The sequence below is a fragment of the Streptomyces sp. NPDC001617 genome (assembly GCF_053596855.1).
Genome location: NZ_JBSFHA010000004.1, coordinates 48646 through 61542 on the forward strand (window position 1 = coordinate 48646; position 12897 = coordinate 61542).

General features: G+C 70.1%; 15 protein-coding genes. 10 read left to right on the top strand and 5 right to left on the bottom strand.

The genetic code is table 11. The features are described from left to right. The first annotated feature begins 56 nt into the window (after positions 1-56). Positions 57-959, top strand: a complete 903-nt coding sequence (locus ACWC09_RS04420; RefSeq protein ID WP_450848381.1) for a LysR family transcriptional regulator — start codon at positions 57-59, stop codon at positions 957-959. On the opposite strand, the gene ACWC09_RS04425 is transcribed toward ACWC09_RS04420, so the two are convergent. Beyond that, entirely contained in the window at positions 956-1423 is a 468-nt protein-coding gene (locus ACWC09_RS04425; RefSeq protein WP_450848383.1) for a pyridoxamine 5'-phosphate oxidase family protein, read from the bottom strand. The genes ACWC09_RS04420 and ACWC09_RS04425 overlap by 4 nt on opposite strands. 143 nt (positions 1424-1566) lie before the next feature. Between ACWC09_RS04425 and ACWC09_RS04430 the strand changes: the two genes are divergently transcribed. After that, positions 1567-2223, top strand: coding sequence for a cysteine hydrolase (locus tag ACWC09_RS04430; RefSeq protein WP_450848385.1), 657 nt, complete (start codon positions 1567-1569; stop codon positions 2221-2223). On the opposite strand, the gene ACWC09_RS04435 is transcribed toward ACWC09_RS04430, so the two are convergent. Then, complete coding sequence (locus ACWC09_RS04435; RefSeq protein ID WP_450848387.1) at positions 2210-2719, bottom strand: Rieske (2Fe-2S) protein; 510 nt, start codon at positions 2717-2719, stop codon at positions 2210-2212. The two genes, ACWC09_RS04430 and ACWC09_RS04435, sit on opposite strands and share 14 nt — an antisense overlap. Positions 2720-2896: 177 nt before the next feature. On the opposite strand from ACWC09_RS04435, the gene ACWC09_RS04440 reads away from it, so the two are divergent. The 7 genes from ACWC09_RS04440 (at position 2897) to ACWC09_RS04470 (ending at position 9126) form a co-directional block, all read left to right on the top strand. Further along, positions 2897-3661 carry a HipA family kinase gene (locus ACWC09_RS04440; protein WP_450848389.1) on the top strand — a complete coding sequence of 255 codons (765 nt, stop codon included), beginning with the start codon at positions 2897-2899 and terminating at the stop codon, positions 3659-3661. Further along, positions 3658-4107 carry a DUF3037 domain-containing protein gene (locus tag ACWC09_RS04445; RefSeq protein WP_450848390.1) on the top strand — a complete coding sequence of 150 codons (450 nt, stop codon included), beginning with the start codon at positions 3658-3660 and terminating at the stop codon, positions 4105-4107. The genes ACWC09_RS04440 and ACWC09_RS04445 overlap by 4 nt, the downstream gene beginning before the upstream one ends. A 158-nt stretch (positions 4108-4265) precedes the next feature. Next, a complete protein-coding gene (fabG, locus tag ACWC09_RS04450) occupies positions 4266-5027 on the top strand; it encodes a 3-oxoacyl-ACP reductase FabG (protein WP_450848392.1) in 762 nt (253 codons plus the stop codon). A gap of 14 nt (positions 5028-5041) precedes the next feature. Then, entirely contained in the window at positions 5042-5803 is a 762-nt protein-coding gene (locus ACWC09_RS04455; protein WP_450848394.1) for an SDR family oxidoreductase, read from the top strand. Between the two features lie 211 nt (positions 5804-6014). After that, the gene (locus tag ACWC09_RS04460; protein WP_450848396.1) at positions 6015-7598 is read left to right on the top strand and encodes an ABC transporter substrate-binding protein; all 1584 of its coding nucleotides are present in this window, start codon (positions 6015-6017) and stop codon (positions 7596-7598) included. Between the two features lie 91 nt (positions 7599-7689). After that, entirely contained in the window at positions 7690-8373 is a 684-nt protein-coding gene (gene ung, locus ACWC09_RS04465) for a uracil-DNA glycosylase (protein WP_450848398.1), read from the top strand. 231 nt (positions 8374-8604) lie between these two features. Continuing rightward, the gene (locus tag ACWC09_RS04470; protein ID WP_450848400.1) at positions 8605-9126 is read left to right on the top strand and encodes a hypothetical protein; all 522 of its coding nucleotides are present in this window, start codon (positions 8605-8607) and stop codon (positions 9124-9126) included. Between the two features lie 16 nt (positions 9127-9142). Here the strand turns inward: ACWC09_RS04470 and ACWC09_RS04475 are convergent, their stop codons facing one another. Then, positions 9143-9628: a hypothetical protein gene (locus ACWC09_RS04475; protein ID WP_450848402.1), complete on the bottom strand. Its 486-nt coding sequence runs from the start codon at positions 9626-9628 to the stop codon at positions 9143-9145. A 112-nt stretch (positions 9629-9740) separates the two neighbouring features. Next, entirely contained in the window at positions 9741-10253 is a 513-nt protein-coding gene (locus tag ACWC09_RS04480; RefSeq protein ID WP_450848404.1) for a DinB family protein, read from the bottom strand. A gap of 186 nt (positions 10254-10439) precedes the next feature. Here ACWC09_RS04480 and ACWC09_RS04485 point away from each other — a divergent pair, with 186 nt between their 5' ends. Continuing rightward, on the top strand, positions 10440-11345 hold the full coding sequence (locus ACWC09_RS04485) for a Gfo/Idh/MocA family protein (RefSeq protein WP_450848406.1): 906 nt from the start codon (positions 10440-10442) through the stop codon (positions 11343-11345). On the opposite strand, the gene lnt is transcribed toward ACWC09_RS04485, so the two are convergent. Next, positions 11269-12834, bottom strand: a complete 1566-nt coding sequence (gene lnt, locus ACWC09_RS04490; protein WP_450848408.1) for an apolipoprotein N-acyltransferase — start codon at positions 12832-12834, stop codon at positions 11269-11271. The genes ACWC09_RS04485 and lnt overlap by 77 nt on opposite strands. Between the last annotated feature and the right edge of the window lie 63 nt (positions 12835-12897).

Below are 12897 nucleotides of genomic sequence, written 5' to 3' on the forward strand. Positions count from 1 at the left end.
ACCCGACCTCGTAGCACAATCGAGTTTCCCTCCAGGTATCTCGTAGTATTGCTTACATGTTGAACCTGGAGCGCCTCCGTACCCTCGACGCCCTGGCCCGCCACGGCTCGGTCAGCGGCGCGGCCGAGGGCCTGCATGTCACCACGTCGGCCGTCTCCCAGCAGCTGTCCAAGCTGGAGCGCGAGGTCGGCCAGCAACTCCTCGCCAAGAACGGCCGGGGGGTTCGCCTCACCGACGCGGGCCGGCTCCTCGCGGAGCACGCCGCCCGCATCCTCTCCCAGGTCGAGCTGGCCCAGTCCGACCTGGAGGCACACCGCGGCGAGGTCGTCGGCGAACTCCGCCTCGCCGCCTTCCCGACCGCCGCCCGCGGCCTCTTCCCGGCCGCGCTCTCGGAGTTGCGCAAGGCGCACCCGGGCCTGCGCGCCATCTCACGCGAGACGGAACCCGAACCCGCCGTACTGGCCGTGATGCGCGGCGACTTCGACCTCGCCGTCGTCCTCGACTGGTACAACAGGCCGCTGCCGATGCCCGACGGCCTCGTCAAGGCGGTCATCCTCGACGACACGGCCGACATCGCGATGCCCGCGGACCACCGTTACGCGCACCGCGCCGAGGTCGACCTGGAGGACTTCGCCGACGACGACTGGATCACCTGGGGCGAGAGCGAGTTCTGCCACGAGTGGCTGATCCACACGCTCCGCTCCAAGGGCATCGAACCGCGCGTCGCCCACCGCGCGGAGGAGCATCCCACTCAACTCGCCCTGGTCGCCGCGGGGTTGGGGGTCTGCGTGGCGCCGCGCCTCGGGCGCGGTCCGGTGCCGGAGGGCGTGCGGACCGTGCCCGTACGCCAGTCGGTCCGGCGCCAGATCTACGCCGTCTGGCGCGCGGACGCCGACCGCCGCCCGTCGATCCGGGCGGCGGTGGAGGCGCTGCAGGAGGCGGGGCGCACAGCGGTCTAGGCGGGACCCAGCTTGCGGAAGTCCCAGGACACGATCTTGTCCGGGGTCAGCCGTACCCACGCGTGCCGGCCGTCGTGCGGCATCTCCTCCAGGTTGAAGTTCTTGCGGGCGAACAGCGTTTCAGGGACGTCGAGTTCGGCACACAGCTCGCCGATGCGCGGGAACTCGCCCACGAACTCGACGGCCCCGGACAGTTCGACGCCGCGCAACTCGTCGTACTCCTCACCCGTGTCGACGACGATCGCGACCCGCGGATCGCGGCGCAGGTCGGTCCAGCGCTTGCTGCGCACCACGGAGTACAGCCACATCGAGTTGCCGTCCCAGGCGAACCACAGCGTGCTGACGTGCGGAGCGCCGTCCTTCGACACGGTGGCGACCCGGCAGGTGCGCTGGCTGGCGAGGAACTCGTCCAGCTCGCCGGGCGTCATCATGATCTTCCGGCCCCGGCGCTGAGTGACGCTCATGTGTCCCCCTCTTTCTCTCACGTCGTGTCAGAGGAACTCCTGTGATCCTCTGACATCACGTCAGAAAAGGATGGGTCGTCTTCCGTCCGTACGCAATGGTCGCTACGCTCGCCCGCTCCGGACCGCAGCCACGAGGGGAAACCGTGCCGTCGTACGAACAGCTCAGTGAACTCCTCGACCCGGCGACCACCGTGCTGCTCACCGTCGAATGCCAGCAGGGCGTCGTCGGCCCGGACAGCGCCCTGCCCGAACTCGCCCGCGAGGCACGGCAGTCGGGTGCCCTCGCCAACATCGCCCGGTTGGTGGCCACCGCGCACGAGACCGGTGTCCAGGTCGTCCACGCGATCGCCGAGCGGCGGCCCGACGGCCGCGGCGCCAACCGCAACGCCCGCCTCTTCCGCGCCGCCGAACGCCTGCCCGTCCAGCAGTTGTCCGGCACCACGGCGGTCCGCGTGGCCGCCCCGATCGAGGTGTCCGAGGAGGACTTCGTCGTACGACGACTGCACGGCCTCTCCCCGATCCAGGGCACCGACGTCGACGCGCTGCTGCGCAACCTCGGCTGCCGCACCCTGGTCGTCACCGGAGTCTCGGCGAACGTAGCGATCCCGAACGCCGTGTTCGACGCGGTCAACCGCGGCTACAGCGTCGTCGTGCCGTCCGACGCCATCGCGGGGGTGCCTGCCGACTACACCCCCGCGATGATCCGTCACACCCTCGCGTTGGTCGCCACGGTCGCGACCACGGACGAGGTGCTGGGCTGCCTCGGGCGGCCCCGGCGCGCTCGGGTCACGCGAGCGTGATCGAGTCCCCGCTCACGGTCACGTTCTCGGCGGTCAGACCCGTCGTCGCCGGGCCCTTCTTCACGCTGCCGTCCTCGACCGAGAACTGGCTCCCGTGGCACGGGCAGACGATGACCCCGTTGGCGATGCTGCTCACCGCGCAGCCCGCGTGCGGACACCTGGTCGAGAACGCCTTGTAGGTGCCCGACGCCGGCTGCGTGACCACGACGGCCTGGTCCTTGAAGATCTTGCCGCCCCCCTCGGGGATGTCGGCGGTCTTCGCCAGGGCCGTGCCACCGCCGGTGCCGGAGGAGGCGCTGCTGCTCGCGCTGGAACCGCCGCTGCCGCCGCTGCTGGCGTTCGCGCCGGCCTGGGTGTTGGAGGTGTCGGAGGAGGAGTTGTCGTCGGACGATCCGCACGCGCTCAGCGCGACGGCGAGTCCGGCCGCGCCGACCGCCGCAACGACGGTACGGCGGCCGGGCGCCGCGGTGGGGGGAAGCGATTCGCTGGTCGTCATGCTGACGTTCCCTTCATTGCAAGACATTGCAAGCTTCGTAGATCTGGACAGGGGTACGGGTTGCGCGCATGGGTTGTTCAGACGTAGTCGAGATCTAAACGTGCTCAAGGTCATGGCGGGGTAAGCCAGAGCTGTCGCTTCGCTGTCGGCCGGAAACCGTGCCAGTAACCTGGGGCGATGCTCAAGGAAGTCATCGCGACCCGCTACATCGCGCCCCTGCGTGAGGGCGGCTCGCTGCCGGGGCTCGTCGAGGCGGACGACTTCGGTACGTACGTCATGAAGTTCACCGGCGCCGGACAGGGCCGCAAGACACTGGTCGCCGAGGTCGTCTGCGGAGAGCTGGCCCGGAGGCTCGGCTTCCGGATGCCCCGCCTGGTGACGATCGACCTCGACCCGGTGCTGGGCCTCGGCGAACCCGAGCAGCAGGTGCAGGACCTGCTCAGGGGCAGCGGCGGCACCAACCTCGGCATGGACTTCCTCTCCGGCGCCCTCGGCTTCGACCCGCTCGCCTTCGAGGTGAGCCCCGAGGAGGCCGGGCGCATCGTCTGGTTCGACGCGCTGATCAACAACGTCGACCGCTCCTGGCGCAACCCCAACCTGCTGATGGTCCGTGGCGACCTGTGGCTCATCGACCACGGCGCCACCATGATCTGGCACCACAACTGGCCCGGCGCCGAGAAGTCCGCCGCCCGCCCCTACGACGCCTCGGATCACGCCCTCAAGGGCTTCGCCCCGGATGTCGCCCGAGCCGCCTCCGAGCTGGCCCCCCTCGTCACCGAGGACCTCCTCGCCGAGGTCACCGCCGAGGTCCCGGACGTCTGGCTGGCCGACGAGCCCGGCTTCGACGCCCCGGACGACCTCAGACGGGCGTACGCCCGGCCGCTGCTCGCGCGCGCCGCGACCGTCCATGAGCGCATCACCGGAATCGAGGAGGGCACGTGAGCGAGCGCCACATTCACATGGCCGGGAGTGTGGTCGAACGCCACATCATCCGGGGCAGCGAGGCCAACGACCGGGACGTCTTCGAGTACGCCCTGCTGCGGGTCGTCCCCCGCGTCGAGCGCGGCGAGTGCATCAACGCCGGCGTGCTCGTCTACTGCCGCGGCAAGCGCTACGTCGGCGCCCGCACCCACCTCGACGAGGCGCGGCTGCTCGCCCTGGACCCGGAGGCGGACGTGGCCGGCGTCCGGGCCGCCCTCGCGGCCGTCGAGCGCGTCTGCGGTGGGGGAGACACGGCCGGACAGGCCGCCGGGGACGACGCCGGACGGCGCTTCCGCTGGCTCGTCGCGCCCCGCTCCACCGTCGTCCAGCCCGGACCGGTGCACACGGGGCTCACCGCCGATCCGGCGGCCGAGACCGAGCGGTTGCTCGACCTGCTCGTGAGGTAATGGATCACACCGGTGGCGCGTGCCGTTGACACCGAGTGCCAGGCCTTCTAGCGTCACGTCTGCCGAAGGTACTAAGCGGTCGCTCACCCAGCGGGCGTAGAGTCGGACGGACGCACCTTCAAGCGGGCGAACTTTCTCGAGGGCGAGGAGAAGCAGCAATGTCCACCACTGAGCAGCGGGTTGCCGTGGTCACCGGCGGAGCGCGCGGCATCGGGGCCGCGACCGCCGTACGACTGGCCGCGGAGGGCCGCGCGGTCGCCGTGATCGACCTCGACGAGGCCGCCTGCAAGGACACCGTGGAGAAGATCACCGCGGCGGGCGGCCGGGCGATCGCGGTCGGCGCGGACGTCTCCGACGAGGCCCAGGTCGAGGCGGCCGTCGCGCGCGTGGTCGAGGAGCTGGGCGCGCCGACGATCCTCGTCAACAACGCGGGCGTGCTCCGCGACAACCTGCTGTTCAAGATGAGCGTCTCGGACTGGGACACCGTCCTGAACGTGCACCTGCGCGGCTCCTTCCTGATGACGAAGGCCGTCCAGAAGCACATGGTCGACGCCGGCTTCGGCCGGGTGGTCAACCTGTCCTCGTCCTCCGCGCTCGGCAACCGCGGTCAGGCCAACTACTCGGCCGCCAAGGCCGGTCTGCAGGGCTTCACCAAGACCCTCGCGATCGAGCTCGGCAAGTTCGGCATCACCGCCAACGCCGTCGCCCCCGGCTTCATCGCCACCGACATGACCGCCGCCACCGCCGCGCGCGTGGGCATGGGCTTCGAGGAGTTCAAGGCCGCGGCCGCCACCCAGATCCCCGTGGCCCGGGTCGGCGAGCCGGACGACATCGCCAACGCCATCGCCTTCTTCACCGGCGAGGCGGCCGGATTCGTCTCCGGCCAGGTGCTGTACGTCGCCGGCGGACCGCTCGACTAGGAGAACCTCCCCTCATGACTGAACTGCCCGCACTCTCCGGCAAGGTCGCCATCGTCACGGGCGCCAGCCGAGGCATCGGCTACGGCGTCGCCGAGGCCCTCGTCGCCCGCGGCGACCGTGTGGCCATCACCGGCCGCAACGAGGACGCCCTGAAGGAGGCCGTCGAGAATCTCGGCGCCGAGCGCGTCATCGGCATCGCCGGCAAGGCGCACGACCTGGAGCACCAGACCGAGGTCGTCGCGCGCACCATGGAGGCCTTCGGCCGCGTCGACTACCTGGTCAACAACGCCGGCACCAACCCGGTGTTCGGACCGATCGCCGACCTCGACCTGAACGTGGCCCGCAAGGTCTTCGAGACCAACGTGATCTCCGCGCTCGGCTTCGCCCAGAAGACCTGGCACGCCTGGCAGAAGGACAACGGCGGCGCGATCGTCAACATCGCGTCCGTCGCGGGCATCGCGCCCTCGCCCTTCATCGCCGCGTACGGCGTCAGCAAGGCCGCGCTGATCAACCTGACCCAGCAGCTGGCGCACGAGTTCGCGCCCAAGGTGCGGGTCAACGCGATCGCCCCGGCCGTGGTGAAGACCCAGTTCGCCAAGGCCCTGTACGAGGGCCGGGAGGCGGAGGCGGCCGCCGCCTACCCACTGGCCCGGCTCGGCGTGCCCTCCGACATCGGCGGCGCCGCCGCGTTTCTCACCTCCGAGCAGTCCGACTGGGTCACCGGCCAGACGCTCGTCGTCGACGGCGGCATCTTCCTGAACGCCGGCGTCGGCTGACGCAACGGTTGCGATCGTAACGATCGGGCACCCAAGGGCGCGATTTCCTTGACGGAAATCGCGCCCTTGTCCTTGCACAGGAAGAGCACAGTCCAATGACAACGTCGTCATAAACGAGCTGATCAAGGCCCCTTTTCGACCGGGGTTCAACTTCGGTGACACTGCGGTATGGTCTGCCGACCCTTGGTACGGCGGATCGAGGAGCGAGCGCGTGTTCAACCGGAAGCGACGCCTGCGTCAGATGGCGGCCATCGCGTCCATATCGTCCCTGGTGACCGGCTGTGGAGTCCTCTCGTCGGACTCCTCCGGCGACACGGGACCGATCACGGTCGGGACGACCAGTGCCCCCAGCACCCTGGATCCCGCGGCTTCCTGGGACCAGTCCTGGGAGCTGTTTCGCAATATTTACCAAACGCTCCTCAACTACCCCGTCGGCGCGACCACCCCACAGCCCGACGCCGCGGAGAAGTGCAGATTCACGGACAGCTCGAACAGAACGTTCAGATGCGAGCTGCGTTCCGGCCTGAAGTTCTCCGACGGGCACACGCTCGATGCCGAGGCGGTCAAGTACTCGATCGACCGCATCAGGAAGATCAACCTCAACGGCGGCCCCGCGGGCCTCCTCGGCAGCCTCGACCGGGTCCAGGCGCTGGGTGACAAGACGGTCGTCTTCCACCTCAACAAGCCGGACGCCACCTTCCCGTTCGTGCTCGCCACGCCCGCCATGTCGATCGTCGACCCCGAGGAGTACCCGGCCTCCTCCCTCCGCAAGGACGACAAGGTCTACGGCTCCGGGCCCTACACGCTCCAGTCGTACGAGGACGGCAAGCGGGCCGAACTCGTCAAGAACGACAACTACAAGGGCTATGCCGACCGCAAGAACGACGCGGTGACCATCCGCTACTACCGCGAGTCGGCCCCCATGGTCGCCGACCTCAAGAAGGGCACGCTCGACGTCGCCTTCCGGGGCCTGGACGCCGACGACATCGTCAACCTGCAGAAGCATGACGCGGACGGCAATCTCCAGCTCGTCGAGGGCGCCGGCATCGAGATCAACTACCTGGTGTTCAACCCCAAGGACTCCTGGGCCCGAAAGGCCGCCGTACGCAAGGCCGTCGCCCAGGTCGTCGACCGCGGGGCGATCGCCCACAAGGTCTACAAGGACACCGTCGAGCCCCTGTACTCGATGGTCCCGAAGGGCCTGACCGGCCACACCACCGACTTCTTCGACGACTTCGGCAACCCCAGCACCGCCAAGGCCCGCAAGATCCTCACCGACGCGGGCATCACCCAGCGCGTCCCGCTCACCCTCTGGTACACCACCGACCGCTACGGCTCCTCCACCAAACTGGAGTTCGCCGAGATCAAGCGCCAGCTGGAAGCCTCCGGCCTCTTCACGATCACCCTGAAGAGCCGCCCCTGGAAGACGTACGTCACCGGCTACCAGAAGGGCGAGTACCCCGTGTTCGGGCGCGGCTGGTTCCCCGACTTCCCGGACGCCGACAACTTCATCGCGCCGTTCGTCGGCAACCAGAACGCGCTCGGCACGCCCTACCCGGCCCCCGAGATCACCGGCGTGCTGCTGCCCCGCTCACGCAGTGAGAGCGACCGCGCCAACGTGGTCTCGGACTTCGAGCAGGCCCAGCAGATCCTCGTCCGCGACGCCCGGCTGCTGCCGCTGTGGCAGGGCAAGCAGTTCGTGGCCGCCAGCGACGACATCTCCGGCGCGGAGCAGGCGCTCGATCCGTCGACGATCATGATGATGTGGCAGCTGTACCGCAAGACCAGCTGGTAGCGGGCGGAGTCGGGGGAGCGGAGGGTCATTGTCAGTGGTCGCCTGTAGGTTCTGAGACCTGGAAGTGACCGCACGACATGAGGACGTTGACGTGACCGACACCGCCATGCTGCCCGAGTCCTGGCGCGGGGTTCTGGGCGACGAGCTGCAGCAGCCCTACTTCAAGGAGCTGACGGAGTTCGTCGAGGAGGAGCGGGCGAAGGGTCCCGTGTACCCGCCGCGCGAGGAGGTCTTCGCCGCGCTGGACGCGACGCCGTACGACCGGGTGAAGGTCCTGATCCTCGGTCAGGACCCGTACCACGGCGAGGGCCAGGGCCACGGCCTGTGCTTCTCGGTCCGCCAGGGCGTCAAGATCCCCCCGTCCCTCCGCAACATCTACAAGGAGATGCACGAGGAGCTGGGCACCCCCATCCCTGACAACGGCTACCTCATGCCGTGGGCCCAGCAGGGCGTCCTCCTGCTCAACGCGGTCCTCACGGTCCGCTCCGGCGAGGCCAACTCCCACAAGGGCAAGGGGTGGGAGAAGTTCACCGACGCGGTCATCCGCGCCGTGGCCGACCGCCCCGACCCGGCGGTCTTCGTCCTCTGGGGCAACTACGCCCAGAAGAAGCTCCCCCTGATCGACGAGACCCGCCACACGGTGGTCAAGGGCGCACACCCCTCCCCCCTGTCGGCGAAGAAGTTCTTCGGCTCGCGCCCCTTCACCCAGATCAACGAGGCGGTGGCGGCCCAGGGGCACGAGCCGATCGACTGGGCGATCCCGAACCTGGGCTGACGCATCTTCGGTGGGGGCAGCGGCGGCACCGAACCGCCGACGGTCCGGCAGTTCCCCTTCAGGAGCGCCGGGCCGTGTCACTGTGCGGCTCCGCCGCATGGGCACGACCAGCCCCCACCGACCCGCAGCCCACCACGGACCCACACCACGACGGCGCGGCCTGACCAGCAAAGCCAACCGAGCGGATTAGCGTCGAAGCGGACAAACCCGGCGACACCCCCGGAGGGCATCGTGGCGGACCAACAAGAACAGACCGCACTCGATGCCGTCATGACCCGCATCGGCCAGGTCGTCATCCTGCACCACGCCGGCGACCGCGAAGAGGCCCGCCACCGCTTCCTCCAGCTGTGGGCGGAGATCGGCGAGCACGGCGACCCGTTGCACCGCTGCACCCTGGCCCACTACATGGCCGACACCCAGGACGACCCGTCCGACGAACTGGCCTGGGACCTAAGGGCGTTGACGGCGGCCGAGGAACTGAACGACGAGCGCTCCGACGGGCACGAGAACGCCCTCGCGGTAAGGGCGCTGTATCCGTCTCTGCACGTGAACCTGGCCGCCGACTACGTGAAACTCGGCCGCGACGGCGCCGCCCGCACCCATCTGCGCTCGGCCCGGACCGCCGCCGCGGCGCTCGGGGACGACCGTTACGGCGACGGGGTGTGGGCGGCCATCAGCCGGCTGGAGTCGGGCCTGGGGGAGCGGGACGCCGACGGGGACGGATGGTGGGGGCCGCCCAGACAGCGGCCCTGACGGGGGTACGGTCGCCTCAACGCCCGTACGCCTGCTTGCAGATGACCGACTCCGGACTCTCCGCCTTCCAGCCCCCGTAGTGCCTGCCCAGCGCGCACACGTCCTTCGCGCTCTTCGGAACCGACTTGGTCCCGTCCGGAATGTCGACCCGCGGCCGCTGCGGATGCCGGTGCTCCGGATGCGGCGCGCGGGGATGCGGCCGCGGATGCGAGCGGGGCGCCGCCGGCCGCTCGGCCGGAGCCGGCACGCCGGCGGCCGCTCGGTGCTGCTTCGGCGTCCCGGCCTCCGCCCGCCGGGACGGGCCGATCATCTCCAGTGCCTCCCGCGCCGGCGCCTGCATGATCTGCGGCTCCTCCTCACCGTCGGGGCGGGGTGCCGACAGCTGGGAGGGGGCCGTCGGCGGCGAGCCGGGCACGGGTTGGCGCTGGACGGTCACACAGCCGGTGAGGGCCGATACAGCCACGGTGACCAGGAGCGTTGCGGTGGTCGTTGTTCGATGCACCCGCGCAAGAATGTCGTCTCGGGCGCCCCGGAGGACAGCGGACAAGCGGATCATGCCCCACACGGGTGATCTCTGCCCCCGTACGGAGGGCGCGGCCGCGGCCCGGCTGACGTCAGTCGCCGGTGGAACCGTCGATGCGCTCGCGCAGCAGGTCGGCGTGGCCGTTGTGGCGGGCGTACTCCTCGATCATGTGGGTGTAGATCCAGCGCAGGTTGAACTGCTCGCCGGTACGCCGGCTCTTCCCTTCGGAGAGGTCGTCCAGGCCGAAGCGGGCCGCGTTGCTCCGGGCGATCTCGATCTCGGCCTGCCAGGTGGTGTACGCCTCGTCCCAGGTGTCCGCGTCCGTGAGGTGGAACTCGCCGTCCGGGTCCTCGTCGCTGTAGTAGAGGGGACCCGCGTCGTCGTTCGTGAGGACCTTGCGGAACCAGCCCCGCTCGCACTCGGCCAGATGCCGCACCAGCCCCATCAGGGACAGCGAGGACGGCTCCACGGAGGCCGTCCGCAACTGGGCGTCGCTCAGGCCCTCGCACTTCCATGCCAGGGTCTGCCGGTGGTAGTCCAGCCAGCCCTCCAGCATGGTGCGTTCGCCGGCGTCGGTCGCGGGTTCACGGCGTTCGGTCGTCATGCCCGCATCCTCGCCCACCTCGTCCGTCCCCGCCCGGCATTTTCCCACCGCGAGCGCCGCACTCTCGCAGGCCGTGCCCCGGGCTGCTCCTGCGCGGCTTCGGTGCGATCGCCGACCGGCGGCCCCCGTAGCAGCCGTATGCTTCCGGCAGGACCCCGGCAGACAACCGTGAGAGGAGACCATCCCGTGAAGGTCGGCTGCATCGGACTCGGCGACATCGCGCAGAAGGCCTACCTCCCGGTGCTCGGCGGCCTGGCCGGAGTCGAGCTGCACCTGCAGACCCGCACCCCCGCCACGCTCGACCGGGTCGGCGACAGCCACCACCTCCCGGCCGGCCGGCGGCACCGGGACCTCGACTCCCTCCTCGCCCAGGACCTCGACGCGGCCTTCGTGCACGCGCCCACCCTTGTGCACCCCGAGATCGTGACGCGGCTGCTGGAGGCGGGTGTGCCGACGTACGTCGACAAACCGCTCGCCTATCGGCTCGCCGACTCCGAGCGGCTGGTGGCGCTCGCCGAGGAGCGCGACCTCTCGCTCGCCGTCGGCTTCAACCGGCGTTTCGCGCCCGGGTACGTGCAGTGCGCGGACCATCCGCGCGAGCTGATCCTCATGCAGAAGAACCGGATCGGGCTGCCGGAGGAGCCGCGCTCGATGATCCTCGACGACTTCATCCATGTCGTCGACACACTGCGGTTCCTGGTGCCCGGGCCGATCGACGACGTGACGGTACGCGCGCGCGTGGAGGACGGTCTGCTGCACCACGTCGTGCTCCAGCTGGCCGGGGACGGCTTCACCGCGCTCGGCGTGATGAACCGGCTCAGCGGCTCGGCCGAGGAGATCCTGGAGGTGTCCGGGCAGGACACCAAGCGTCAGGTGGTCAACCTCGCCGAGATAATCGACCACAAGGGGCAGCCGACCGTGCGCCGCCGCGGTGACTGGGTGCCGGTGGCCCGGCAGCGCGGCATCGAGCAGGCGACGCTGGCCTTCCTGGACGCCGTGCGGGCGGGCAAGGTGCTCAGCGCCCGGGACGCACTGGCGACTCACGAACTGTGCGAGCGGGTGGTACGTGCGGTTCTGGACCGGGCCGCCTGAGCCGGAACGCCCGTACGCCCTCGGCCGCGCACCACACCGCGAGGATCACGAGGGCGCCGTGCACCGGCCAGTCGCCGTAGCGGACGTACGGTGTCAGGCCGTGTGCCAGTGGTATGTCATATACCACTGAAGCGCTTTCGTCGGTGCCCAGCCAGGAACCGATCCGCTGCCCGCTCGCCCCGTACACCGCCGACACGCCGGTGAGCGTCGCGTGGACCATCGGGCGGCCGGTCTCGGCGGCCCGCAGGGCGGCGAGGGAAGCGTGCTGTTCGGGGGCCCAGCTCTGCTGGAAGGTGGAGGTCGCGGACTGGGCTATCAGCAACTCCGCGCCGTCCTCGGCGAGATGGCGGCTCATGTCGGGGAACGCCGACTCGAAGCAGACCATCGGGCCGACGTGCAGGCCGTGGCCGACGTTCATGATCACCTGTTCGGTGCCGCGCCTGCGGTCCTCGCCGGCCGCCTTGCCCACGGAGGTGGCCCAGCCGAGCAGCCTGCGGGCCGGTATGTACTCGCCGAAGGGCACCAGGCGCATCTTGTCGTAGCGGTCGCCGGTGGGGCCGTCCGGGCCGACCAGGATCGAGCTCTTGTAGATGCCGGGCTTGTCGGAGCGCCGGGCGTCGACGTTGACCAGGATGTCGGTCTTCGTCTCCCGGGAGAGCGCGGCGATGCGTTTGGCCAGATCGGGCCGGTCGCCGAGGTCGAAGCCGACGCTGCTCTCGCCCCAGACGATCAGGTCGAGGTTCCGCCCGGCGAGTTCGCGGGTGAGCTGTTCCTCGCGGTCGAAGCGCTGGTTCGGGCCGTCTATGACGCCGGGCTGGACCACGGCTATCCGTGCCCGGCCGTCGGTGTCCGGGCGCGGTGACCACACCCAGGCCGCGGAGGTGGCCGCGGCCGTCGCGACCAGGCCGGCGACGGCCGGCACCCGGGACTCACGGACCGACACCAGCACGGCGAGGGCGACATTGACGGCCACCACCAGGAAACTCAGCAACCACACCCCACCGACCGAGGCCAGCCGCAGCGCGGGCTCCACCTGCCACTGACTGGAGCCGATCACGCCCCACGGCCCGCCCAGCCCCTGCCAGGACCGCACCAGTTCGACCATCAGCCAGCCCGACGGCAGGACGAGGAGGGCGGCAAGACCCCGCCCGGGCCCGGGCACCCCGTCCAGGAAGCGGCGCACCAGCCAGCCCCAGGGCGCCCACAGCACGCCCAGCAGCGCGGCGAGGACGAAGATGAACACGTTCAGGCTCGGCAGCAGCCAGTGGTGCACCGCCACCATGTACCCGAAGCCGCCGCACCAGCCGTCGTACGCCGCCCGTTTCCCGGTCGGCGCCGAGCGGATCAGCACGATCCACGGGACGAGGGCGACGTACGCGAACCACCACAACGACGGCGCCGGGAACGCGAAGACGGGCAGGGCGCCGGCCAGCCCGGCGAGGGCCGAGCGGCGCCACGGGGAGGCGAGCCAGTGACCGAAGGTCTTCATACGCCACCTCCCTACCCAGTGGGTGGCTCCAGTGTGCGTGTTTTCGGTGATCCGGAACAGAGG